The organism is Nonomuraea sp. NPDC052129 (assembly GCF_040680095.1).
Lineage (GTDB): Bacteria > Actinomycetota > Actinomycetes > Streptosporangiales > Streptosporangiaceae > Nonomuraea.
Genome location: NZ_JBFAVX010000005.1, coordinates 276,200 through 299,492, shown reverse-complemented (window position 1 = coordinate 299,492; position 23,293 = coordinate 276,200). Strand labels below are relative to the sequence as shown.

General features: G+C 70.6%; 23 protein-coding genes and 1 pseudogene. 13 read left to right on the top strand and 11 right to left on the bottom strand.

Features of this window, described 5'->3' with window-relative positions; translation table 11 throughout:
* Positions 1-224: 224 nt before the first annotated feature.
* Positions 225-2,195 (top strand): ATP-dependent DNA helicase, encoded by a 1,971-nt coding sequence (locus AB0L53_RS15225; RefSeq protein WP_363993435.1) that lies wholly within the window; start codon positions 225-227, stop codon positions 2,193-2,195.
* A 56-nt stretch (positions 2,196-2,251) separates the two neighbouring features.
* On the opposite strand, the gene AB0L53_RS15220 is transcribed toward AB0L53_RS15225, so the two are convergent.
* The 7 genes from AB0L53_RS15220 to AB0L53_RS15190 form a co-directional block, all read right to left on the bottom strand.
* Positions 2,252-3,010, bottom strand: a complete 759-nt coding sequence (locus AB0L53_RS15220; protein ID WP_358537763.1) for an SGNH/GDSL hydrolase family protein — start codon at positions 3,008-3,010, stop codon at positions 2,252-2,254.
* A gap of 186 nt (positions 3,011-3,196) precedes the next feature.
* Positions 3,197-4,273, bottom strand: coding sequence for a 3-dehydroquinate synthase (aroB, locus tag AB0L53_RS15215; protein WP_363993434.1), 1,077 nt, complete (start codon positions 4,271-4,273; stop codon positions 3,197-3,199).
* The gene (locus AB0L53_RS15210) at positions 4,270-4,770 is read right to left on the bottom strand and encodes a shikimate kinase (RefSeq protein WP_363993433.1); all 501 of its coding nucleotides are present in this window, start codon (positions 4,768-4,770) and stop codon (positions 4,270-4,272) included. The genes aroB and AB0L53_RS15210 overlap by 4 nt, the downstream gene beginning before the upstream one ends.
* Positions 4,767-5,948 carry a chorismate synthase gene (gene aroC, locus AB0L53_RS15205; protein ID WP_357941294.1) on the bottom strand — a complete coding sequence of 394 codons (1,182 nt, stop codon included), beginning with the start codon at positions 5,946-5,948 and terminating at the stop codon, positions 4,767-4,769. Before aroC ends, AB0L53_RS15210 begins: the two co-directional genes overlap by 4 nt.
* Positions 5,949-5,991: 43 nt before the next feature.
* On the bottom strand, positions 5,992-6,627 hold the full coding sequence (locus AB0L53_RS15200; RefSeq protein WP_363993432.1) for an A24 family peptidase: 636 nt from the start codon (positions 6,625-6,627) through the stop codon (positions 5,992-5,994).
* A gap of 10 nt (positions 6,628-6,637) precedes the next feature.
* Positions 6,638-7,183 (bottom strand): SseB family protein, encoded by a 546-nt coding sequence (locus AB0L53_RS15195; protein WP_363993431.1) that lies wholly within the window; start codon positions 7,181-7,183, stop codon positions 6,638-6,640.
* 113 nt (positions 7,184-7,296) lie between these two features.
* On the bottom strand, positions 7,297-8,394 hold the full coding sequence (locus tag AB0L53_RS15190) for a ring-opening amidohydrolase (RefSeq protein ID WP_363993430.1): 1,098 nt from the start codon (positions 8,392-8,394) through the stop codon (positions 7,297-7,299).
* Positions 8,395-8,562: 168 nt separating this feature from the next.
* On the opposite strand from AB0L53_RS15190, the gene AB0L53_RS15185 reads away from it, so the two are divergent.
* The 3 genes from AB0L53_RS15185 to AB0L53_RS15175 all read left to right on the top strand — a co-directional run bounded on the left by AB0L53_RS15185 (position 8,563) and on the right by AB0L53_RS15175 (position 11,530).
* Complete coding sequence (locus AB0L53_RS15185) at positions 8,563-9,246, top strand: alpha/beta fold hydrolase (protein WP_363993429.1); 684 nt, start codon at positions 8,563-8,565, stop codon at positions 9,244-9,246.
* Positions 9,247-9,256: 10 nt separating this feature from the next.
* Complete coding sequence (locus tag AB0L53_RS15180) at positions 9,257-10,333, top strand: FUSC family protein (protein ID WP_363993428.1); 1,077 nt, start codon at positions 9,257-9,259, stop codon at positions 10,331-10,333.
* An 81-nt stretch (positions 10,334-10,414) separates the two neighbouring features.
* Positions 10,415-11,530 (top strand): FUSC family protein, encoded by a 1,116-nt coding sequence (locus AB0L53_RS15175; protein WP_363993427.1) that lies wholly within the window; start codon positions 10,415-10,417, stop codon positions 11,528-11,530.
* A gap of 106 nt (positions 11,531-11,636) precedes the next feature.
* Here AB0L53_RS15175 and AB0L53_RS15170 read toward each other — a convergent pair whose 3' ends face one another.
* From AB0L53_RS15170 to AB0L53_RS15160, 3 genes are all read right to left on the bottom strand, one after another.
* Entirely contained in the window at positions 11,637-12,173 is a 537-nt protein-coding gene (locus AB0L53_RS15170) for a carboxymuconolactone decarboxylase family protein (RefSeq protein WP_363993426.1), read from the bottom strand.
* A 28-nt stretch (positions 12,174-12,201) separates the two neighbouring features.
* Positions 12,202-12,753 (bottom strand): peroxiredoxin, encoded by a 552-nt coding sequence (locus tag AB0L53_RS15165; RefSeq protein ID WP_363993425.1) that lies wholly within the window; start codon positions 12,751-12,753, stop codon positions 12,202-12,204.
* Between the two features lie 121 nt (positions 12,754-12,874).
* Complete coding sequence (locus tag AB0L53_RS15160; RefSeq protein ID WP_357941276.1) at positions 12,875-14,041, bottom strand: pyridoxal phosphate-dependent aminotransferase; 1,167 nt, start codon at positions 14,039-14,041, stop codon at positions 12,875-12,877.
* A 54-nt stretch (positions 14,042-14,095) separates the two neighbouring features.
* On the opposite strand from AB0L53_RS15160, the gene AB0L53_RS15155 reads away from it, so the two are divergent.
* The 3 genes from AB0L53_RS15155 to AB0L53_RS15145 are packed head-to-tail and all read left to right on the top strand — an operon-like array spanning position 14,096 to position 17,494.
* Positions 14,096-15,814: an alpha/beta hydrolase gene (locus tag AB0L53_RS15155; RefSeq protein WP_363993424.1), complete on the top strand. Its 1,719-nt coding sequence runs from the start codon at positions 14,096-14,098 to the stop codon at positions 15,812-15,814.
* A complete protein-coding gene (locus AB0L53_RS15150) occupies positions 15,811-16,743 on the top strand; it encodes a DUF418 domain-containing protein (protein WP_363993423.1) in 933 nt (310 codons plus the stop codon). The genes AB0L53_RS15155 and AB0L53_RS15150 overlap by 4 nt, the downstream gene beginning before the upstream one ends.
* Positions 16,703-17,494: a carbon-nitrogen hydrolase family protein gene (locus AB0L53_RS15145; protein WP_363993422.1), complete on the top strand. Its 792-nt coding sequence runs from the start codon at positions 16,703-16,705 to the stop codon at positions 17,492-17,494. The genes AB0L53_RS15150 and AB0L53_RS15145 overlap by 41 nt, the downstream gene beginning before the upstream one ends.
* Here AB0L53_RS15145 and AB0L53_RS15140 read toward each other — a convergent pair.
* The gene (locus AB0L53_RS15140; RefSeq protein WP_363993421.1) at positions 17,401-18,651 is read right to left on the bottom strand and encodes a transposase; all 1,251 of its coding nucleotides are present in this window, start codon (positions 18,649-18,651) and stop codon (positions 17,401-17,403) included. The two genes, AB0L53_RS15145 and AB0L53_RS15140, sit on opposite strands and share 94 nt — an antisense overlap.
* A gap of 68 nt (positions 18,652-18,719) precedes the next feature.
* Here AB0L53_RS15140 and tnpA point away from each other — a divergent pair, with 68 nt between their 5' ends.
* From tnpA to AB0L53_RS15110, 6 genes and pseudogenes are all read left to right on the top strand, one after another.
* Complete coding sequence (tnpA, locus tag AB0L53_RS15135; protein ID WP_363993420.1) at positions 18,720-19,136, top strand: IS200/IS605 family transposase; 417 nt, start codon at positions 18,720-18,722, stop codon at positions 19,134-19,136.
* Positions 19,137-19,334: 198 nt separating this feature from the next.
* Positions 19,335-19,658: pseudogene (locus AB0L53_RS15130) on the top strand (transposase); the annotation flags it as partial.
* Between the two features lie 239 nt (positions 19,659-19,897).
* A complete protein-coding gene (locus AB0L53_RS15125) occupies positions 19,898-20,344 on the top strand; it encodes a hypothetical protein (protein WP_363993419.1) in 447 nt (148 codons plus the stop codon).
* A complete protein-coding gene (locus tag AB0L53_RS15120) occupies positions 20,341-20,736 on the top strand; it encodes a hypothetical protein (protein WP_357642666.1) in 396 nt (131 codons plus the stop codon). Before AB0L53_RS15125 ends, AB0L53_RS15120 begins: the two co-directional genes overlap by 4 nt.
* Positions 20,737-20,787: 51 nt before the next feature.
* The gene (locus AB0L53_RS15115) at positions 20,788-21,267 is read left to right on the top strand and encodes a SigE family RNA polymerase sigma factor (RefSeq protein ID WP_363993418.1); all 480 of its coding nucleotides are present in this window, start codon (positions 20,788-20,790) and stop codon (positions 21,265-21,267) included.
* On the top strand, positions 21,264-23,264 hold the full coding sequence (locus AB0L53_RS15110) for a hypothetical protein (RefSeq protein ID WP_363993417.1): 2,001 nt from the start codon (positions 21,264-21,266) through the stop codon (positions 23,262-23,264). Before AB0L53_RS15115 ends, AB0L53_RS15110 begins: the two co-directional genes overlap by 4 nt.
* Positions 23,265-23,293: the final 29 nt, after the last annotated feature.

The following is a 23,293-nucleotide window of genomic DNA, read 5'->3' as shown; positions in this document are numbered from 1 at the left end:
TTTATCCGTCCACTCAACCCCGGTAAACCCTACTGAACCGGCTCTCCCCATCTGACCTCATACCCCACTGGCCACTTCCAGGTAGGTCTTTTGGGCCAGTTGGAGTTCCGATCGTTCAGTGTGCCACGCGAGCCGCTGTGGACGTCCCAGAACGCCGGGATGCGTCCACACGATCACACGGCGTTCGGCGCGTCGACCCCCGATTGCAGGTACCGTTTACTGCCGTGCCGGACTCCCATCTTCCCTCAGCCGAAGAACTGCTCAGCATCGCGGTCAGCGCTCTCGGAGGGAGCGAACGGCGGGGCCAGATCACGATGGTGCAGGCCGTACAACGGGCCATCGAAGATGAGGAACATCTGGCGGTCCAGGCCGGCACCGGCACCGGAAAGTCGCTCGCCTACCTGGTGCCCTCGATCAGGCACGCCATGGAGGCCGACAAGCCGGTGGTCATCTCCACGGCCACGATCGCGCTCCAGCGGCAGCTCGTGGACCGCGACCTGCCACGGCTGGCCGAGGCGCTCGGCAAGGAACTGCCGCACGAGCCGACGTTCGCGATCCTCAAGGGCCGGCGCAACTACCTGTGCCGCTACAAGGCGACGGCGGGCTGGCCCGAGGACGACGAGCAGGACCAGCTCTTCGACCCCCGCGAGGTCGGCGCGACGGGCCGGATGGTCCAGCGCATCCAGGAGTGGGCCGAGGAGACCGAGACGGGCGACCGCGACGAGCTGGTGCCCGGGGTCAACGAGCAGGCGTGGCGGCAGTTCTCGGTCAGCGCCCAGGAGTGCCTCGGCGCCACGCGCTGCCCCAGCGGCGCCGAGTGCTTCGCCGAGCTGGCCAGGAGCCGGGCCAGCGAGGTCGACGTGGTCGTCACCAACCACGCGCTGCTGGCGATCGACGCGATGGGCGACATCCCGGTGCTGCCCGAGCACGCCATGGTGGTCGTCGACGAGGCCCACGAACTCGTCGACCGGGTGACCTCGGTGGTGACCTCCGAACTGTCGGAGAGCTCGGCCGCGCTCGCCGTGCGCCGCGTCGGGCGGCTCATCGAGCAACCCATCGCCGACCAGCTCATGGAGGCGGCCGAAGACCTCAAGGCACTGCTGGCCGCCGCTCCCCCCGGACGCGTCGACGAGCTGCCCGAGGTGCTCGGGCTCACGCTGGCGCTGGTACGCGACGCCTCGGCACGGTGCGTCTCGGCACTCGGCCCGCGCGGCGGCGACAAGGACGATCCCGACAGAGCAGGCCAGCGCAAGGCCGCCTTCACCGCGCTCGACGAGGTGCACGACACAGCGGTGCGCATGCTCGAGGCCTACGGCCACGCCTCGGAGGAGGACCGGGCCGAGGTGGTGTGGCTGGAGGGCGCCACCGACCGGCGCCCGCCCGCGCTGCGGGTGGCCCCGCTCAACGTGGGCGGCATGCTGCGCGACCGGCTCTTCGGCGACCGCACGGTGGTCCTCACCTCGGCCACGCTGGCGCTCGGCGGCACCTTCGACGGCCTGGCCCGCCAGTGGGGGCTGGGCGACAAGGGCTGGCAGGGCATCGACGTCGGCTCGCCGTTCGACCATCCACGGGCGGGCATCCTGTACGTGGCCAAGCACCTGCCACAGCCGGGCCGTGACGGGCTGCCGCAGGCCTACCTCGACGAGATCGCCGAGCTGATCGAGGCGGCGGGCGGGCGCACGCTCGGCCTGTTCTCCTCGATGCGGGCCGCCAAGGCCGCCACCGAGGCGCTGCGCGACCGGCTCGACGTGCCGCTGCTGTGCCAGGGCGACGACTCCACGATGCTGCTGGTCAAGCAGTTCGCCGAGGACGAGGCGACCTGCCTGTTCGGCACGCTGTCGCTGTGGCAGGGCGTCGACGTCCCCGGCCCGTCGCTGCGGCTGGTCATCATCGACCGGGTCCCGTTCCCGCGCCCCGACGACCCGCTCACCTCGGCCCGGCAACGGCACGTGGCGGCCAAGGGCGGCAACGGCTTCATGACGGTCGCCGCCACCCACGCCGCCCTGCTGCTCGCCCAGGGCACCGGGCGGCTGCTGCGCGCCCAGCACGACAAGGGCGTCATCGCCGTCCTCGACCCGCGTCTGGCCACCGCCCGCTACAGCGGCTTCCTGCTGGGCTCCCTGCCGCCTTTCTGGCGCACCACGGACCCGGCGATCCCACGAGCCGCCCTCAAGCGCCTGTCAACGGAAGACTGACCCGCCCGCCCGCCAGCAGGGGGCGGGCCTGGTCAGAGGCCAGCGGTTGAGCCTGGTCAGTGGACCCAGGGGGCGAGGTCGGGGCGTTTCGGGTCGAGGCCGTCGCCCGAGGAGGCGCCGCGCAGGCGGCGGGTCACCCATGGCACCAAGTGCTCGCGGATCCACTGCGCGTCCTCGCGACGCCGGGCGCGCGGGTCGAGGACGCGCTCGGGCCACACCTTGTGCCAGTCGTCGAACGGCACGCCCAGCACGTCGAGGACCCGGGCGGCCACCAGCCGGTGTCCGTCCTGGTTCATGTGCAGCCGGTCCTCGCTCCACGCCCGCCAATCCCGCAGCCCCTGCATGGACCATTGGTCGACGAGCCGACACCCGTACAGGTCGGCGATGGAGCGTACGTGCAGATAGAAGATCGCGAAGCGGCCGCGCAGCCGCCGCATCACCGGCGTGTCGCGCGGGTCGACGCCGGTGAACAGCAGCACGTCGGCGCCGGTGGCCCGCAGGTCGCGCACGGCGCGGGCGAGCCGCTTGGCCATCACGTCGGGGTCGCTGCCCGGCCGCAGCAGGTCGTTGCCGCCCGCGCACAGACTGACGAGGTCGGGCGCCATCTCGACGGCGATCGGCACCTGCTCGGTGACGATCTGCTCGAGCAGACGGCCGCGCACGGCCAGGTTCGCGTAGCGGAAGGACGGGTCGTCGGCCGCCAGCCGCTCGGCCACCCGGTCGGCCCAGCCACGGTAGTGGCCGTTGGTGCCGGGGTCGTTGAGACCTTCGGTAAAGCTGTCACCAAGAGCGACGAAAGAGCGATATTGCCTCATGACCTGCTGTTCATCTCCGCCGTGCCGTGGTGCGTCAGGACATCTGACTGTAGTGCGAACCCCGCCGCCACGCCCGCCGCCACCCCCACACGCGTGCAAAGTAATCGAGCGGAAGACGGTTAAAGAACGACGATCGGGGAAAAGACGTCGGCTCTGCGGCCCGGGAAGCTGCCGGCTGCCGCAGCGTCACCGGCCGACCGCCCGGTAGGCGGCCTCCAGGAGCTCCTCGGACGGCGCTTCCAGCCGTCCCGGCTTCGCCAGCCCGTCGAGCACGACGAAGCGCTGCTTGGCGCCCCGGTTCTTCTTGTCGAGCCGCATGTGGTCGCGCAGTTGCGGCCACGCATCGGCCCGGTAGGTCGTGGGCAGGCCGACCGAGGTGAGGATGGACCGGGTGCGCTCGACCAGGTCGATCCCGATGCGCCCGTCGAGCCTGGACAGCTCCGCGGCGAACACCATGCCGATGGCGATGGCCTCCCCGTGGCGCATGGTGTAGTGCTCGGCCCGCTCGATCGCGTGGCCGAGCGTGTGACCGTAGTTGAGGATCTCGCGCAGCCCGGCCTCGCGCAGGTCGGCGCCGACGACGTCGGCCTTGATCTGGATCTTCCGCTCGATGAGCTCGCGGGTGTGCGGCCCCTCGGGCGTGGCGGCGGCGTCGGGGTCGTCCTCGATCAGCATGAGGATGGTGGGGTCGGCGATGAAGCCGCCCTTGATGATCTCGGCGAGCCCGGCCGCGTAGTCGGCGGGCGGCATGCTCGACAGCGTGCTCAGCTCGCACAGCACGCCCGCCGGAGGCAGGAAGGTGCCGACGAGGTTCTTGCCCTCGGGGGTGTCGATGCCGTTCTTGCCGCCGACCGCCGCGTCGACCATGGCCAGCAGCGTCGTCGGCACCAGCACCACCTGGACGCCGCGCAGCCAGGTCGCGGCGATGAATCCGGCCAGGTCGGTGGTGGCTCCCCCGCCGACGCCCACGACGGCGTCGGAGCGGGTCACGCCGTAGCGGCCCAGGGCGGACCAGAGCTCGGCGGCCACCTCGATCGACTTGGCCGCCTCGCCGTCGGGCACGGGCAGCTCCACCACGTCGTATCCGGCGCCGGACAGCGCCTCGCAGACCGGGCGGGAGATCTCGGGCAGGCCCGCCGGGTGGATGACCGCGACCGTGCGTACGCCCGGCTTGAACAGCCCGGCCAGCTCCGGCAGCACGCCGGTGCCGATCACCACCTCGTAGGGGCTGTCGCCGCGCACGGCGATCCTGGTCGCGCTCATGACGGGAGCCCCTTCAGGATCTCTTCGGCCAGCTCGGCGGGCTCGCGCTTGTCGGTCACGACCGTCAGGACGGCGAGCCGCTCGTAGATCGGGCGGCGCTCCTCCATGAGCTTCTTCAGCTGGCTGCGCGGGCTGAGCACGAGCAGCGGCCGGGCCGAGGCCAGGCCCACCCGCTGGACCGCGTCGGACAGGCCGACCTGGAGGTAGACGACCGGCTGGCCCGCCAGGAGCCGCTGCGCCTCCTCGTTGAGCACCGCGCCGCCGCCCAGGGCCAGCACGCCGTCGTGCTCGGCCAGGGCCTTACGTACGGCCAGCAGTTCGAGCTCGCGGAAGCGGTCCTCACCCTCCTCGATGAAGATGTCGGAGACGGGCTTGCCCGCGGTGGCCTCGACGTCGGCGTCGGTGTCGCGGAAGGAGACGCCGAGCAGGCCGGCGAGCAGGCGGCCGAGGGTGGTCTTGCCGGACCCCGGGGGGCCGATCAGCACGGCCTTGATCATTTGATCACCATCGATGACAGGTAGCCGGACAGGTTGCGGGCGACCTCCTCGACGGAGTCGCCTCCGAACTTCTCGAGCGCCGCGTCGGCCAGCACCAGCGCGACCATCGCCTCGGCGACGATGCCCGCGGCCGGGACCGCGCAGACGTCGGAGCGTTCGTGGTGCGCCTTGGCCGCCTCGCCGGTCTTGACGTCGATGGTGGCCAGCGCCCGCGGGACTGTGGAGATGGGCTTCATCGCGGCGCTGACCCGCAGGATCTCGCCGTTGGTCATGCCGCCCTCGACGCCGCCCGCGCGGTTGGTGATGCGCTTGACGCCGTCGGCCGCAGTGTATTCGATCTCGTCGTGGGCGCGCGAGCCCGGCCGGCGCGCGGTCTCGAAGCCGTCGCCGACCGCCACGCCCTTGATGGCCTGGATGCCCATGAGCGCTCCGGCCAGCCGGGAGTCGAGGCGGCGATCCCAGTGGGTGTAGCTGCCCAGGCCGGGCGGCAGGCCGTAGGCGAGCACCTCGACGACGCCGCCGAGCGTGTCGCCCTCCTTGTGCGCCTGGTCGATGACGGCGACCATCGCGGCGCTGCCCTCGGGGTCGGCGCACCTGACGGGGTCGGCGTCGATGCGCGCCAGGTCGTTGGGGCCGGGCAGGTTTTCGGTGGGCGTCTGGGCGCCGCCGATGGAGGTGACGTGGCTGACGATGTCGACGCCGAGCGCCTGCTTCAGGAAGCGCCTGGCGACCTCGCCGAGCGCGACGCGGGCCGCGGTCTCGCGGGCACTGGCCCGGTCGAGGACCTGGCGGGCGTCGTCGAAGCCGTATTTCTGCATCCCGGCCAGATCGGCGTGGCCCGGCCTGGGGCGCGACCTGGGGGCGTTCCTGGCCAAGCCGTCGAGCTCGGCCGGGTCGACCGGGTCGGCCGACATGACCTTCTCCCACTTGGGCCACTCGGTGTTGCCGATGCGGACGGCGATCGGGCTGCCCATCGTGCGGCCGTGCCGGACGCCGCCGGCAATCGTCACCTGGTCCTGCTCGAACTTCATCCGGGCGCCGCGGCCATAGCCGAGCCGGCGGCGGCGCAGGGCCTCGTCTATGGCGGCCGTGGTCACCTCGACCCCGGCCGGCAGGCCTTCCATGACGGCTACGAGCTCGGGGCCGTGGGACTCTCCGGCGGTCAACCAGCGCAACATGCGTACAAGTCTTCCACGTGCCGCCTAGTGGGATGTCCGGTGTTCACTGGCCGAGACAGAGCGCCGCGAAGGCGCCGAGCAGCATGAACGGGCCGAAAGGGAACTGTGTGTCACGAGTGGCGCGTCTGGTGAGGAGCAGGACGATGGCGTAGAGAGCGCCTAACAGCTGGCCGCCGACGGCCGCGACGACCCACGCCTGCCAGCTCATCGCCGCGGCCGCCATGCCGATCAGCCCGGCGAGCTTGACGTCGCCCAGCCCCATCGCCTCAGGCCGGGCGAACCAGAGCACGGCGTACGCGGCGGCCAGCGCCAGCGCGCCCAGCAGCGCCCTGGGCAGCCCCCCCGTGGGCAGCAGGGTCAGCGCCAGGATCGGGTACGACGGCAGCGTGATCACGTCGGGCAGCCTCGTGGTCCGCCAGTCGATGAGCGCCAGGGCCGTACCGGCCAGGGCGAAGTAGACGTAGGGCAGGCCCGCGCGCCAGGCGACGAGGGCGGCGACGGCGGCGGTGGCCACCTCGACGGTGGGCGGCCAGCGCGGCACGGGCACCGTGCGCAGCACGGCGTATAGAGCGGCGTGGGCCTCCTCGCGGGTGTCCGGGGGGTTCGGTACGAAGCAGCCGGCGAGCGTCCTGACGTAGCGGCCGACGATCAGTCCGAGGAGCGCGACAACTACCTCCACTCCGCCGACACTACTTCCTGGAGAACCAGCGGCGCTTGCGTACCGGCTCGACGTGGGCCACGGTCACGCCGGAGACTTCGTCGAGCGTGCCGGACTCGACGGCGGCGAGCGCTTCCAGCACGTCGCCCTGGATCACGAACGGCACCGGCCCCGCCACGTCCACCACGACCGCCGCGACCCGCTCACCGGCGGCGGCCCGGCAGACCTGGAGCAGGGTGGCCTGGATCGGCCGGGCGTCGGGGCGCCATCTGGCCAGGGACTCGGCGCCGGTGAACGCCGGCACCGCCTCCCTGCCGTCCTTGCCGACGAGCTTGGGGAGCGCCATCTCGCTTTCCTTCTCTTTTCGCAACCGGTGCTCCTGGCGCGGCCCGTGCTCGCCCACCTCGGACTCGGTCAGCAGGGCGACCACGGGAACGAGGAGCCGGGCGCCGGTCAGGGCGTTGAGCACATCGGTGGCGTCCGCCGCGCCTCGCTCGTAGGAGGCCAGGGCGGCGGCCACGGCGGGCGCGGCCGTGCCGTCGTCGCCGGGGTCGAGTGGCTGGGGAATGCTGGGCACAACGCCCGAGACTACCCGCGACCCGGCGTACGGTCAGACACGCGGCCACACGCCCGCGACCAGGTGGCGGCTCGTAGCCCCAGCTTGGCTCGTAGTACCAACCCGGCGGCGCGCTATCCCAGGTCGGCGATGGCGGCGACCGGGCCGCCGCCCGACGGGCCCTGGTGGACGGCGGCGACCGAGACGAACACCGCCGGATCGCCCGTGACCGCCGCCGCCACTCCCCCCACCGTGGCCTTGATCTGGCGGTGCCAGTGCACGTCGGAGTCGTCGAGCATGATGTTGCGCCGCCCCCGGACCCGGCCGGACGGGTCGGCCTCGCACTTCATGAAGACGTTCACCAGGCGGTCGCCGAGGTCGGTGTGGTGCGGCCGCTCGGGGAGCGCAAGGCCGGAGTCGCGGATCGCGTCCCAGATGCCGTCGGCGTCCAGGGCGTCCCGCATCACGCCGTGGCCGATCCGGTAACGTCCGCCGATTCCCCGTACGTTGCCCACCAGCACGATCTGCGCCCGGTCCAGTTCGACCCCGGACGAGCACGAGGCCACCGAGGAGTACAGGGACAGGTCCTTGTGGATCTGATCGGCCCGCGGCGGTTCGATCTCGCCGAGGGCGACGGCGATGCCGAGGGCCGTGGTGGAGTTCGACAGGTCCATGGAGGGGCCGGTCTCCTCGATGGCGGTGTCCTGGCCACGGCTCTTGGCGTCGGTGATGGTGGCCAGGGTGAGCAGGGGCGTCTTGGTCTGCACGTAGTGGACGTCGCGCGGGTCGTCGATGCCCGCGATCTTCATCGCCTCGCGCACCCCTGCCGCGACCTTCTCCACCATCGCCGGGCGGCCGATGTCCTCCGGGAGGATCACGTCGCTCATCGCCACGCCGACCGACACGCGCGGCTCATCCGATCGGGGCGCGCCGGCCGGGTCGGTGGTGGCGAACACGGTGGCGTGCGGGCTGAGCACGCCGTCCGTCCCTCCGGACCACACCAGGGGTACGGTCTCCGGCGCCGGATGCCCCTTGGCCGCCAGCACCTCACGGAAGGCCCGGTCGGCCAGGATCCGGGTGTAGTCGTTCACCCCCCCGTTGCCCTCGGTCTTGCCGATCACCGCGAGCACCCGGTGCGCCTCGATCACCCCGTCGTCGATCAGCCGCGCCAGCCCGGAGGCGTCCGTCACGCTCTCGATCGGCACCTTGCGCACTTCTATCGGATCCGGCATCACAACCCCTATTCGACGATTCAGCGATTCGACGGTTCGGCGGCGAACACGCGCGACTCCCAGACGTACCCAGGCGGCACGCAGAACACGCTATCCACCAGCCAAACGGGCTCTCACCGGCAATGTCTGCCCAACGTGGCGGCCGGCCTCGGGGATAGGGTCACCGGTGTGATTCGCGAAGCGCACGTAAACGGGATCAAGCTCGTCTATCGGGAGGAGGGCGACCCGGCCGCTCCCCCGCTGGTGCTCATCCACGGGCGGACCGCCGACCACAACGACTGGAACGGCATCACCCAGCACTTCGCCGCCCGCTATCACGTCTTCGCCATCGATCTGCGGGGGCACGGCGCCAGCGACTACCCGGGCGCGTACGCGCTGGCCGACATGGCGCGCGACGTCGTCGCGCTGCTGGACGAGCTGGGCTTCGAGCGGGCGACGCTGGTGGGGCACTCGCTGGGCGGGGCGGTGGCCTATCTCTTGGCCATGACGTGGCCCGATCGCGTCGAGCGGCTGGTCCTGGAGGATCCGGCGCCGCCGTACGCGATGAAGAACCGCCCGCCGATCGTGGAGGAGGGCGAGTCCCCCGGCTTCGACTGGCGGATGGTGCACGAGACCGAGCGGCAGTTCCTCGCGCCCGATCCGGCGTGGGCCGAAGGGCTCGCCGCGATCACCGCGCCGACGCTGGTGCTGTCGGGCGCCAGCCACCTCGACGTCGAGGCCGTGGCCGAGCGGATTCCGAGGGCCGAGCTGGTCACGATCGAGGTCGGGCATCTCATCCACGTCTCCGCGCGGGCGGCGTTCCTGCGGGCCGTGGACGAGTTCCTGGCCGATGGAGCGCCGCAAGCTGGGTAGGCGAGGGTTCGTGCAGGTGAAACGGCGGCTGAGCAGGCTGGTCCTGATGGCGCCGACGGTCGGGCAGTGCGCCGTGGCGGCGGCGCTGGCCTGGTTGGTGGCCAAGGACGTACTCGGGCACCCTCGCCCGTTCTTCGCGCCGATCGCGGTGATCATCTGCATCGGCGTGGGCCTCGGGCAGCGGCGGCGCCGGATGGTCGAGATGGTCGTCGGGGTCAGCCTCGGCGTGGGCGTCGGCGACGTGCTGGTGTCCTGGATCGGCTCGGGCGCCTGGCAGATCGCGCTCGTGGTGGCGCTCGCGATGGCCATGGGCGTGCTCCTGGACAGCGGTTCCCTGATCGTCCTGCAGGCCGGGTCCTCGGCCGTGCTCGTCGCCACCCTGCTGCCTCCGACGGGCGTCGGCGGGGTGAACAGGATGCTCGACGCGCTGGTCGGCGGCGTCATGGGGATCATCGCGATGGCCCTGCTGCCGGCCAGCCCGTTCGCCCTCGTGGCCAGGCAGGCGTCGGGGATGTTCGAGGCGCTGGGCGACGCGCTCCGGCGGATCGCGGAGGCGATCGAGAGGGCCGACCCCGGCCTGGCGACCGAGGCGCTGGATGTCGCGCGGGGGACGCAGGCGAGCGTGGACACCTTCCGCCAGGCGCTGGGGACCAGCTGGGAGATCGCCACCATCTCACCGCTGCACTGGCAGAGCCGCCACCGGCTGGAGGGGTACGAGACGGCCGCCGTACCGCTCGATCACGCGGTCAGGAACGTCAGGGTGCTGGCCAGGCGGGCCGTCGTGGCCCTCGGAGGGCAGAACCCGCCGCCTGCCTGGCTGCCGGTCGCGCTGCGCGACCTGGCCGACGCGACCCAGCTGCTCCGGGAGGAGCTGGCCCTGGGGCACGAGCCGGATCGGGCCCGCGAGGCGATCCTGGCGGTGGCCTCGCGGCAGGTGGCGGATGAGCGGTGGGGGTTCTCGGCCGGAGTGATGGTCGCTCAGTACCGGTCGATCGTGGTGGACCTGCTCCAGGCGAGCGGCGGCGACCGCGAGCAGGCGATGGCCGCCCTCCCGCCCCTGGACACGGGCGAAGAGGACGTCCCCTGATGCGGTGACCACCACAGTCCCGACACGCCCGAATACGGGCAATGTGACCCTAATGTCACAAAGATCCGCCAAGGTAGAGGGGTGCGAACGAGGCTCAGCGATCATGTACGGGAACGGCTGAGCGGGTTCGGCCTCATGGCGCCCTCGATCGCGCAGTGCGCGGTCGGCGCGGCGCTCGCCTGGACCGTCGCCATCCAGTTGCTCGACCACCCTCGCCCGTTCTTCGCGCCGATCTCCGTGCTGATCTGCGTCGGCGTGGGCCTCGGGCAGCGGTTGCGCCGGGTGGCCGAGCTCGTGGTCGGGGTCAGCCTCGGCGTCGGAGTCGGCGACCTGCTGGTGTCATGGATCGGCTCGGGCGCCTGGCAGATCATGCTGGTGGTCGCGCTGGCGATGACCGCCGCGGTGCTGCTGAACAGCGGGGCGCTCTTCGTGGCGCAGGCCGGGTCGTCCGCGGTACTCGTCGCCGCCCTGGTGCCCGCGGACGGCGCCGGGGGCTGGGACCGGATGGCCGACGCGCTCACCGGCGGCGTCATCGGCATCGCCACGGCGGCGCTGCTTCCCGCCAGCCCCTTCACGATCGCCGCCAAGCACCTGTCGGGTGTGCTGGACGCGCTGTCCACGGTGCTCGAACGGGCCGCGGAGGCGATCGAGAAACGCGACGTGGACCTGGCCGCCGAGGCGCTGGAGGAGGCGCGCAACACCCAGGCGGCGGTCGCGGAGTTCGAGCGGGCGGTGGAGACCAGCAAGGAGATCACGCTGATCTCGCCGCTGCACTGGCACCGCCGTGGCCGCCTGGCCAGGTACGAGACCGTGGCCGTGCCGGTGGACCTGGCCCTGCGCAACGCCAGGGTGCTGGCCCGCCGGACACTGGCGGCGCTGGGTGAGACGAGCCCGCCGCCGACCTCACTGGCCGAGGCGATGCGCGAGGTGTCGGAGGCGGCGCTGCTGCTCCAGCTCGAACTGGCGGCCGGCCGCGAGCCCATGCTGGCCCGGCAGGCGCTGCTCGCCGTCGCGGCGCGGGAGCGTCCCGAACGGCTGGGCTTCTCGGCGCACGTCATCATCGCGCAGCTGCGCTCCATCGCCGTGGACCTGCTCCAGGCCACCGGGATGGACCACGAGGAGGCGACGGCGACGCTGACCCCACTGGACGCGCCGCAGATCGAGGACGCGAACGACACCAAGAGCGCCAAGGGCTGAACCGTGGCGGAGGTGGACACCCGGAGAGCCCACCTCCGCCCCGGAGGTGTGGACGGCGACCGCCCGACCCTGACCACCGGACCGGCGGCCGTCAGCGCGGCAGTCGTCAGACCGTGACCAGGGCCGCTTCGGCTTCGAGGGTCGCGGCGGTGGCGTTGATCACGGCGGCCACGCGCAGCGCCTCCTGGATGTGCTCGCGTGGCAGCCCGGAGTCGCGCAGCACCCGCTCGTGCGACTCCAGGCACCGGCCGCAGCCGTTGATCGCGGAGACCGCCAGGCACCACAGCTCGAAGTCGCCCCGGTCCACGCCCGGATCGCCCATGACGGTCATCCTGAGCCGGGCGGGCAGCGTCGCGTACGTCTCGTCGCCGATGAGGTGGGTGGCCCGGTAGTAGACGTTGTTCATCGCCATGATCGACGCGGCCGCTTTGGCGGCGGTGAACGCCTCGGCCGACAGCTTGCCGGCGGCCTCCTCGCAGACCGCGGCGATGACCCGCCCGGACCTGGTGGCCAGCGCGCTCGCCAGCACCGTGCCCCACAGCTGCTGGTCGGTCAGCGGCGAGGTGGTCGTGACCGAGCCCAGATTGAGCCGGATGTCCTTGGCGTAGCCGGGCAGCGCCGTCTTCAGGTCGTCGATGCTCATGCGCCACCGTGTCCGTAGGTCAGCTCGCTCACTGGGCCAGCAGCATCCGCGCGTCGAGACCGGCCTCGCCCTTGGTCCAGTTGCAGGGGCACAGCTCGTCGGACTGCAGGGCGTCGAGGACGCGCAGGACCTCCTTGACGTTGCGGCCCACGGATCCGGCGGTCACCATCGTGAACTGGATCTCGTTGTGCGGGTCGACGATGAACGTGGCCCGCTGGGCCGTGCCGTCCTCGCCGAGCACCCCGCACGCTCCGCTCAGCTCGCGCTTGACGTCGCTCAGCATCGGGAACGGCAGGTCACGCAGGTCGTCGTGGTGCTTGCGCCAGGCGTGGTGGACGTACTCGGAGTCGACGGAGACGCCGAGCACCCGCGTGTCGCGGTCGGCGAACTCGCCGTTGAGCCGGCCGAACTCGGCGATCTCGGTCGGGCAGACGAAGGTGAAGTCCTTCGGCCAGAAGAACACGACGCGCCACTTGCCCTCGTAGGTCTTGTGGTCGATCTCCGCGAACGCCCGCTCGGGGTCGAGGCCGACGCACGCCGTGAGCGCGTATTCGGGAAAGCGGTCACCGACGGTGAGCACGATTCCGTCTCCTTCGGGGGGTCGGGGCCCAGAGGCGATCCCTGTTTGGGGGCGGCTCCTACCCTAGCTCACCTGCGCTCATTCCTCGCCGTAGCCGAACAACTACACTTCCGAGGTACTGCTAGGCCGACAGGCGCTTGAGCCGGGTGACCGCCTCGTCGATGACCTCGTCCTTCTTGCAGAACGCGAACCGGACGAAGTGCCTGCCCCGGTCGGGGTGGTCGTAGAAGACCTGCGTCGGGATGGCCACCACGCCCACCAGCTCCGGCAGCCGCCGCGTCAGCTCCAGCCCGTCCTCGAAGCCCAGGGGCCGGATGTCGGTCTGCACGAAGTACGTCCCCGACGGCCTGAGCACCTCGAACCCGGCCGCCGCCAGGCCGTCCATCAGCCGGTCCCGCTTGTGCCCCAGCCCGTCGCACAGCGCCGAGACCCACTCCAGCTCGTTGCGCAGGCCGTAGGCGACCGCGAGCTGCCACGGCGCGCTCGCGGTGAAGGTGAGGAACTGCTTGACCGTCTGCACCGCCGTGATCAGCGAGGCGGGGGCGCAGATCCAGCCCGTCTTCCATCCGGTGACGGAGAACGTCTTGCCCGCGGAGGAGATCATCACCGTACGTTCGCGCATGCCGGGCAGCGTCGCCAGGGGGATGTGCTCGACACCGTCGAACGTCAGGTGCTCGTACACCTCGTCGGTGATCGCGGTCAGCCCGGCCTCCTGGCAGAGCTCGGCGATGACGGTCAGCTCGGCGCGGGTGAACACGGTCCCGGTCGGGTTGTGCGGGGAGTTGACGAGGATCGCCCGGGTACGCGGCGTGACGGCGGCGCGTAGTTCGTCTGGGTCGAAGGTGAATCGTCCCTCCACCGGCCGCATGGTCACCGCGACCAGCCGGGCCCCGGCCAGCGCGATGGAGGCGGCGTAGGAGTCGTAGTAGGGCTCGAAGGCGATCACCTCGTCGCCCGCCTCGCACAGCGCCAGCACGCTGGCCGCGATCGCCTCGGTGGCCCCCACCGTCACCAGGATCTCGCCGTCGGCCGCGTAGTCGAGGCCGTAGTGGTCGGCCCGGTGCTCGGAGACGGCCTGCCGCAGCTCAGGGACGCCGGGGCCGGGCGGATACTGGTTGGCGCCGGACACGATGGCCTGCACCGCCCGGTCGAGCATCGCCGCGGGCCCGTCGGTGTCGGGGAAACCCTGGCCCAGGTTGATCGAGCTGGTCTGTACGGCCAGCGCGCTCATCTCCGCGAAAATCGTCGTGCCGAAGGCGCGCATCCGGGATACAAGTGGTTCCGTCACGGCCCCACACTATTAGTCTCCCCTCGATTAATCTCTTCACGTTAATCTCTTCCCGTGATCATCCGGGTCCTCCTCGCACTCGCCCTCTCCGCGCCGCCCGTGATGGGTCCGGGCGGTGTCGAGAAGAGCGCGTGTCCCGTCGCCATGCCTGACAATACGACCTGCGGTTTCCTGGTCGTCCCTGAGCGCAGGGACACGCCGGGCAAGACCATAAAGGTCGGCTACGCCGTGCACGCCTCGACGGCCAAGGACCGCAAGCCCGACCCGGTCGTCTACATGAGCGGCGGCCCGGCCTCGGCGTCGATGCAGCTCACCGGGTTCTTGAGCCAGATGTTCCCCGACCGTGACGTGGTGGCCGTGGAGCAGCGCGGCAGCAAATACTCCCAGCCGACGCTGGGCTGCCCGGAGACGGCCGAGGCGATGCTGGACCGGCTGCGCGAGCCGTCGGCAGACGTCGGCGCCGCCGCGCTGAAGTGCCGGGAGCGGCTCACCCAGCAGGACGTGGACCTGCGCGGCTACAACACCAAGGAGATCGCCGCCGACGTCGTCGAGCTGCGTAAGACGCTCGGCTACCCCACCTGGAACCTGTTCGGGGTCAGCTACTCGACCCGGGTGATGATGGACGTGGCCGCCGCCGACCCGGCGGGCGTGCGCTCGGTGGTGCTCGACTCGTACCTGCCGGAGAAGGTCGGCTGGTACGACGACGCCGACCGAAACTTAACCGACACCGTGGCCAAGCTGGGTCTGCGCGAGCCGTTCGAGGCGATGGTGAAGCGGCTGAACGCCCGCCCGGCCCGCGTGCCGACCACGGACCCACTGCTCGGCACGGGTTTCACCGCCCGGCTGACCGGCGACGACGTCTCGACGATCATGGCGGAGGCGCTGCACGAGGCCGACGTGCTCGCCGTGGCGCCGGCGATGATCGACGCGCTGAGCAAGGGCCACGACGAGCTGCTGCGCCCGCTCGCCGACGCGGTGGGCGACGGGCTGGTCTCCCACGAGTTCGGGCTGTATAACGCGGTGCAGTGCCAGGACGAGGTCCCGTTCAACACATTCGCCACAAAATCCCGACTTTTCACCGTAAACAGTGACAAAGCGGTGTGTGATGCTTGGAAGCTTCCCAAGTCGGCACCCGTCAACGCCACCACGAAGGCCCCGGTGCTCGTGGTGGGCGGCCAGTACGACCCCACGACGCCGACCAGGACCAGCGAGCCCGCCGCCAAGAGCCTGCCCAATGCCCGCTTCGTGGAGTTCGCGGGCACGGGCCACGCGGTGTTCCTGGCCAACGCCTGCGCCCGCCGCCACATCCTGGCCTTCGTGGACACCCCGTCAGGCGGGGCGGCCGCACCCTGCTCGCCCGAGAAGTCGACCGTCTTCCCCCGGCTGAACCCGGGCGACGTACTTGCGACCGGCGCCCCGTACCAGATCTCGCTGTCGCCCTGGCTGGCCACCCCGTTCGCGCTGTTCGCACTGGTGTCGCTGATCCAGCTGGTCGCGGGCGCGCTGAAGGGCCGGGCACTGACCGCCTTCGCCGGGCTGGCGGGGACGGCGTTCACGGGGCTGCTCGGCTCGGCGGTGTGGGGCATGCTCAAGGAGAACGAGACCGCGCTGGCCGTCGGCCTGCCCGCCTCGGCCTGGCCGTACACCTGGGTGGCGGTCGGCTCGGCCGTACTGACGCTCGGCGCGCTCGCGCTGCGGCGGGGATGGCCGCAGGCGGTGGCCGCCGTCACGGCGGCCGGATTCCTCGCATGGTGGTTCGCCTGGATCCTGTGAGGCGCATCCGAGAGCTCGACGCGCTCCGCGGCTTCGCGGTGGGCGGCATCATGCTGGTCAACACCTGGCAGCACGCCGTGCATGAGCCCAAGAACGGCATCGACTGGACCATCGACGCGCTGTTCCAGAGCCGGTTCTACCCGATCTTCTCGCTGCTGTTCGGCATCAGCTTCGTCCTGGTCCTGGAGCGGGCCGGGCGGTGGGTGCTGGTGCGCCGGCTGTTCTGGCTGCTGTGCTTCGGGCTGCTCCAGCGCGTGTTCTACAGCGGCGAGGTGCTGACGGCCTACGCGGCGTTCGGGGCGCTGGTGCTGCTGCCCGCCTCGTTCCTGGCCGGCGGCCTGCCCATGGTGATCCTCGGGGTGGCCGCGGTCGTGTGGACGGTGTCGGTCGGAGCCGGGCCATATCTCATCCCGGCGCTGTTTCTGCTCGGCATGGCGCTGATGGAGTCGCGCCCGTCCGGGCGGCTGCTGCTGCCGGTCTTCGCGGTCAGCGCGCTGGCCTCCGCCCTGCTCACCGCCGCCTGGACCACCAACCACAACTGGACCGTCTACAGCGTGGCCGCGCTCGCCGGGGCCACCGCCTACTCCACCGGCCTGCTGCTGGCCCTGCGGACCCGGTGGTCGGCGCCGCTGTCGGCGGCGCTGGAGCCGCTCGGGCGGATGGCGCTGACCAACTACATCTCCAGCACGCTGGTGATCGCCCTGGCGGGCCACCTGCTCAAGACCGATCCCACGCGCTGGTGGGTGGTCGTGATCACCGTGGCGACGCTGGCCGTACAGATTCCGTTCAGCGCGTGGTGGCTGTCGAGATTCAGGTACGGCCCGCTCGAGTGGATCTGGCGATGCCTGACCTGGTTTCGACGGGTGCCCAACCGGTTAGAGTCGGGCCGTGACCAGAATCGCCCTCTGCCAGATCCCGGTGTCTCCTGACCCGTCTGCCAACCTCAAGAGGGTCCGCGAAGCGCTCGCCAAGGCCGAAGGCGCCGACCTGGCGATCTTCCCCGAGGCGACGCTGACCCGCTACGGCAGCCGCATCACCGACCTGGCCGAACCGCTCGACGGGCCGTTCGTGTCCGGTGTGGCGCAGGCGGCCCGCGAGCACGGCCTCGCGGTGATCGCCGGCGTGTTCGAGCCGGGCTCCGGCCGGGTGCACAACACCGCCGTGGCCATCGACGCGCACGGCTCCGTCAAGGCCGCCTACCGGAAGATCCACCTGTTCGACTCCTTCGGCGCGAAGGAATCCGAGCTGGTCGCCCCCGGCGCCGAGCCCACGGTGGTGGAGCTCGCGGGGCTCCGCGTCGGGCTGATCACCTGCTACGACGTCCGCTTCCCCGAGCTGGCCAGAGCGCTGGTCGACCAGGGCGCCGAGCTGTTCGCGGTCATCGCCGCGTGGGGATCGGGCCCGCTCAAGGAGGACCACTGGACCACGCTGGTCCGGGCGCGGGCGCTGGAGAACACGACATGGACCGCCGCCGTCGGGCAGGCGCCCAATCCAGCCGAGTCGAGCGACGGTTTCGGGGTGGGCCGCAGCATGCTCGTCGACCCGCTCGGTGTAGTCCGCGCCGATCTGGGGACCAATCCGGGCATTCAGGTCGTGGAGGTGGACCCGGAGGTGACCGCCGCGGCCAGGACCGCCCTGCCGTGCCTCGAACATCGCGTACTAGGTATCAAGCGATCTTGACCTGCTCTCCGCTCTAAAGGACGGAGATTCCCGTGCCGCTTATGCGGCAGCTCGTGCCGTTTGCGTGGCGCGTGCTGTGGAACGGGGTGCTTGACGCTGGTCCCGGTGTAGCGGGCCTTGCTCCGCAGGGCGCGCTCCAGGCCGTACCAGCCCTTGTCCAGGATCGCCTTGTTCAGGCCGGACTTCGCGGCGGCTCCATTGCGGAGGTAGCGGCTGGGCAGCTCCGGATCGGGTTTCGGCTTCACCGCTGCGGTCATGCCGTCGATATTGAGGTTCTCCAGGACCACGACCCCGTACCGGCGGGTGAGCCGGTGGGCGGCTTGGGCGTTGAAGTCGGCCCGCCGGGATCGGACTCGGACCATGATGTCCCTCAGCGCGGCCACGACCTGCTGACGCCGCTTGGAGCCCTTGCGGGTGCGGGCGAGTTGACGCTGCAGTCGCAGGTAGCGCTCCTTCTCCCCGGGGTTGAGGTAGCCGCGCTCCTCCTGCCGGTCGTCTTTCCTGGCCGGCGGGGGTTCCGCCGAGGAGACGGCGTCGGTTCCTGCGTGGCGGCGGTCGAAGAACTCTCCATCGCTGGTGACGGCGGCGGTGACGACGCCCCGGTCCACGCCGCACCCCCGCTCGGGGCACGCGTGCGCGGCGGCCTCCTTGATGCCGTCCTCGACCAGGAAGGAGATGAACCAGTGCTTGCCGTCGCGGGAGACGGTCGCGGACTTCACCACCCCGCCCAGTGGGCGTGACATCCGGAACTTCACCCACCCGAATTTGGGCAGGAACACCCGGGCCCACTTGCGGTTGGCCCGCTCGATGGGGATGTGTTTCGCGGTGGGGAACCGAAACGACGGCTTCCACCTCGTCCGCGACTTCCAGCGCACCTTCCAGGTGCCGTGCCGGCGGCACGCCTGGTCCAGGTCCTTCAGTGTCTGCTGGATGACCTGGGCAGGGGCGTCGGCGAGCCACCCGCAGTACGGGTCCTTCTTCGCTTCGGCGAGCTGCGCGCACTGCTCCTCGTAGCTGAGGTACGCGCCTCGCCGCCGGTATTCACGGCGCTGTTCGAGGCCGGTGTTCCACACGCTGCGGCAGATCCCGCCCAGCCTCTCGGCGAACACCTGCTGCCCGAAGTCGAACTCCAGCCGGTACCTGCGACCCGCCAGCACGAGGGAACCCCCCTCCTTCGTGCGACACCCACACCTGTGATCGACTCGAACAGATTATCATCTGGTCTATGAGTCAGGAAGTGGAATACCGGCGAGGCAGGCATGTGGTTTCCGCGATGCACGTCCATCTGGTCTTTGTCACCAAATATCGCAGAAACGTGTTCAACGACGAGATGCTGCGACGCTGCGAGGACATCATGATCGAGGTGTGCGACAGCTTCGAGGCCGAACTACGCGAGTTCCACGGCGAACACGACCACGTCCACCTCCTCGTCCACTACCCCCCGAAGATGACGGTCTCCAAACTCGTCAACTCGCTGAAAGGCGTCTCATCCCTCTACCTGCGCAAGGAGTTCCCCGGCCAGCTCAACCCGGCCATCACGCACGGCCCCTTCTGGTCACCCTCCTACCTCGCCGCCTCCTGCGGCGAAGCCCCACTCACCCTCATCAACGCCTACATCGAACAGCAACGCCGCCCCACCTGACCACTTCCGGGCCCGCGCCACACACCCCCGGGGCCGTCCCACCTCCAGCGGGCCATCCCTGACGAGGCCGCATTCAGCCCCGACCCGAAGGACTCCGTCGCCCAATTCGGGGCGCCTTCGTCACATTGGTCGTCGTGTGGTCAACGATGTCGTTGCTACGCTCGGGTTCCCTTCGCCGGGCAGCGGAAGGAGTCTGTGATGTCGATGCAGCCGCGTGCCTGGCCGAAGATCCCCGAGATGACCGCACGGGTGGCCCGGGCGGCGTTTCCCAAGGGCACGATGGCGATGCGGATCCGGGATGCGCTGGGCCCGTTGTTCGCCGATGAGGAGTTCGCGGGCATGTTCGGGGTGCGGGGACGTCCCGGTCTGTCGCCGGGCCAGTTGGCGCTGGTGTCGCTCCTGCAATACGCGGAGGACCTGCCCGATCGGCAGGCCGCCGATGCGGTCCGCGGTCGGATCGAGTGGAAGTGCGCCCTCGGGCTGGAGCTCGAGGATCCCGGGTTCGACTTTTCGGTGCTCAGCGGTTCCGCGCCCGCCTGGTCGAGCATGGCCAGAAGGGCGGTCGCTGAACCGGGTCGAGTTCGTTACCGCATCCGCGATCAATCTCATCCGCCTGAACGCCCGGCTCAGCCAACCCCCGCTGGGGACCACACGAACTTCCCACTTCACAGACCTGGAGCTCGCAACATGACCCACCACCGAATAAGGCAACGGAGTCCTTCAGGCCGAGGCTTTCTGCGGACCTTCGGTAAAGTAGAACAGTGAGCAGAACGCAGATGCAGAAGGTCGTCCCGCCGCGTCTGCTCGTGCCATACCTATCGGGTAAACGCACGGTCATCTCCGGCTACGTCTACCGGCTTCAGGACTGCGTCCGGCTGACGACCCCCAGACAGCTCTACTACGGACTCGACCTTTCGTTCGAGGGATCGGAGCTGACGGCCGACGTGCCCGAGCTCTATGTCATGCGCTGGTACGCCCGCGACGCCGACACCTACGCCGTTCCGTACGGACCGCATATGGGCGGTGACTGGAGCGACGCGCCGCCGTTCGCCGGAAACGGGTTCACCACCTCGCGCGAGCACGTGGTCCCGCAGTTCCACACCACGCCGATCCCCATCCCCGCGGGGGCGGAGATCGTGCACATCACCCCCGAACAGGAGCGGCCGTTCGCCGCCTACGACGGGCTCACCTGGCGGCCCGCCGCATGAGTGACGACATCACCCCCGTGGCCGCCGGCTTTGTCGCGCGGTTCGCCGAGCGCACGCTGCCCGCCGCGCTCGGCCCCGACAGCGACCAAGTGGTGCTGTTCAGCGAGGAGGAGCTCGACGGGTTCGAGCCGGGCTCCGGCTACTGGCGGCGCACGGTCGGCCGCGCCGAGCTCGACTGGCTGGTGCTGATCCGCACGGTCGGTGCGTTCGGCGGCGAGCCGTGCATCGTGCTCGACGAGGACGACGACGGCCTGCACATCGCCTACACCGGCCACAGCGGCATGAAGGCGGAGGCGCTCGGTTACTGGATGGTCGACCACGGCGCCTACGAGGTCGTGGTGCCCCGTGAGGAGGTCTTCTCGATCCGCGTCGAACGGATTCCCGTCCCCTAGTCAACCGACGCCCGTCTTGGGTGTCTCTGTACTGTGATCGACTCCTCCACCATGGCGCAGCCGTCATTCGCCGAGCTGTTCGCCGCCCACTACCACCCCCTGGTACGGCTGGCGGGCCTGCTCGGCGCCGACGACCCGGAGGACATCGCCCAGGAGGCGTTCTCCCGGCTGCACATCAGACGGCTGCGCGACGACGGGGCGACCGTGTCGTACCTGCGTACGATCGTCTGCAACCTCACCCGCAACCGCCTGCGCCACCTCAGGCTGGTCCGGCTGCGCCGCCCCGATCCTCCCGAGCATGAACGCAGCAGCGAGCACGCGGTGATCGTCGCCGAGGAGCACCGCGAACTGCTCGCGGCGCTCGACCGCCTCCCGCGCAGGCAGCGCGAGGCCCTCGTCCTGCGCTACTGGCTCGACCTGTCCGAACGCGAGATCGCCGACGTCATGGGCGTCTCGACGGGTTCGGTCAAGACCCACGCCAGCAGGGCCCTGGCCGCGCTGGGCAAGGCGCTGAAGGAGGAGGACCAGTGAGCGACCTGGAAGCACGCCTGCGGGCGGCACTCGAAGCCCGCGCCCAGACCTACGAGGCCGATCCGAACGCCTGGCTCAAGGTCCAGCGCCGCACTCCCTCGCCGGCGCCGCGCGGGCGGTGGCTGCTCGCCGCCCTGCCCATCGCGCTGCTCGCCGTCTTCGTCCCCATCCTGCTCAACGGGGGTCTGGGCCGGAACAGCGCGGGCGACCCCGACACGGTCTACAAGCAGCTCATGGAGGGCAAGACGGCGGCCGGGGAGCAGGTCGTGGTGGACGACCCGGCTCGGGGCAAGCCGCTGCGCCTGTGGTTCGCCCGGGACCCACTCGGCGTCCCCGAAGTGTGCTTCGTCGCCGTCCCGGCGGACGGCGATCCGTACGGCTCCTGCCACGACCTGCGCACGGCCGAGATCTTTGAACGCAGCGGCATGTACGAGGGCTCCACCCGCGCCGACACCCCGTCCGCCTACGTGGACTACGGCGTGGCCGACAACGACGTGGCGAAGGTCACCGCCGTGCTGGCGGACGGCCGGCGCGTCGACGCGACCGTGCACCGGTCCGAGGGCGCCCCGATGATCATCTGGACGCTGGCGCTGTCAGCCGGCGACAAGGTGTCCAGGGTGGAGTTCGTCGACGCGCGCGGCAGGCGAGGGTCGGACACGTCGCCCAAGCGCCTCGCAGGCGAGAGCAGCAGGCACACACCGATCGGCCAGCCGATGCGACTGCCCGGCGAGGTCACGGTGCGCCCCTACGACGACAAGGTCCAGGGCCGCAGTGTGTTCTGGTTCCGCGGGACCAAGGAGCTCGGCTGGGTCAACCTCGACCTGAAGGATCCGATGACGGCCAAGGCGCCCATGATCCATTACGAGGACGGACTCATCTACACCGCCACGAAGAGGGACACCGTCAAGATCCAGATGGCGGTCGGCTCCGACGCCCCGATCACCATGCAGGGCATCCCCGATCCGTGGAACCTCGACCTCAACCTGTTCACCGCCGAGCGCCTGCACCCGGACGACTGGACCCTCGGCGGCTGGTGGGCGGGCTACGACGCCGCGGGCAAGCAGCTCTGGCGCGAAGACCAGCCACGCCGCACCTCGTCGCCGGAGTCGAACTTCAAGCGGACCGGCGAGCCCATCACCGTCCCCGGAACCGACGACTTCAGCAAGGGACCGGTACGGCTCTCGTTCGGCAAATACCCCTACGAGGACAACCTGCAGCTGTGCGCCACCGGTGGCACCGGCTCCAACGGCGGGGATCAGCGTGGTTGCGCCAGGGTGCGGCCCGAATCGCCGTCCGATGGCTTCTCCAGCAGCCGGGTGGAGACCTACCTGCCGCTGCCGGGCAGCGTCGTCGCCTTCGGCGCGGCCCAGGACGACTGGCTGTCCATCGACGCGGTGCTGGAGGACGGACGCCGCCTGCCCGCCACCCTGACGCGCGGCAAGGACCTGCCCGCGCCCGTGTGGTGGGTCAGGTACCCGCGCGACGCGAAAGTGCGCGCCTTCGCGTACAAGGTGCGAGGCAAGCAAATCGAACAGGTCGACCTGACGCGGCGCGGCTGGTGCTGGGAGGACAAGAAGCCCCTCGACGCCGGCCACGTCTTCCCCGGGGGGCTCACCGCCAACCTGCACGACGGCACGTGCGTCAAGTGGTGGAAGGACGGCAAGGAACAGCCCGGCTCCTTCCAGCCCGCCCCAGGCGGCAAGCTGAGTGACATGATCGCCGTCCCGGAGCTTCCGCTGCAATGGGCAGGAGGCCGGGAGGAGTGGTACGGCTTCACCGTGCCTGGCACGGCCAAGGTCGACGTCACGCTCAAGGGCGGCGGGCGCCTCACCGCGAGCACGGTGCCCGATCCCTGGGACCAGGGCGTGCTGTTGTTCGCCGGGCCGGTGCCGAAGGCGGTCGGCAACCAGGGGCTGTCCTGGCCGGGCATGCGGTTCACCGGCTACGGCGCCGACGGGGGCGTGCTCTGGACGTACGAGCCGAAGGAGCCGCGTTAAGCGCCCAGGTCGCCGGTAACGGTCCGCCA

Coding starts and splice junctions, on each gene's coding strand:
- AB0L53_RS15115 (WP_363993418.1), top strand. CDS start 20,788: ATGGCGCAGCCGTCATTCGCCGAGCTGTTCGCCGCCCACTACCACCCC.
- AB0L53_RS15220 (WP_358537763.1), bottom strand. CDS start 3,010: ATGAGGCAATATCGCTCTTTCGTCGCTCTTGGTGACAGCTTTACCGAA.
- tnpA (WP_363993420.1), top strand. CDS start 18,720: ATGAGTCAGGAAGTGGAATACCGGCGAGGCAGGCATGTGGTTTCCGCG.
- AB0L53_RS15190 (WP_363993430.1), bottom strand. CDS start 8,394: ATGCCGGATCCGATAGAAGTGCGCAAGGTGCCGATCGAGAGCGTGACG.
- aroB (WP_363993434.1), bottom strand. CDS start 4,273: ATGAGCGCGACCAGGATCGCCGTGCGCGGCGACAGCCCCTACGAGGTG.
- aroC (WP_357941294.1), bottom strand. CDS start 5,948: ATGTTGCGCTGGTTGACCGCCGGAGAGTCCCACGGCCCCGAGCTCGTA.
- AB0L53_RS15210 (WP_363993433.1), bottom strand. CDS start 4,770: ATGATCAAGGCCGTGCTGATCGGCCCCCCGGGGTCCGGCAAGACCACC.
- AB0L53_RS15170 (WP_363993426.1), bottom strand. CDS start 12,173: ATGAGCATCGACGACCTGAAGACGGCGCTGCCCGGCTACGCCAAGGAC.
- AB0L53_RS15120 (WP_357642666.1), top strand. CDS start 20,341: ATGAGTGACGACATCACCCCCGTGGCCGCCGGCTTTGTCGCGCGGTTC.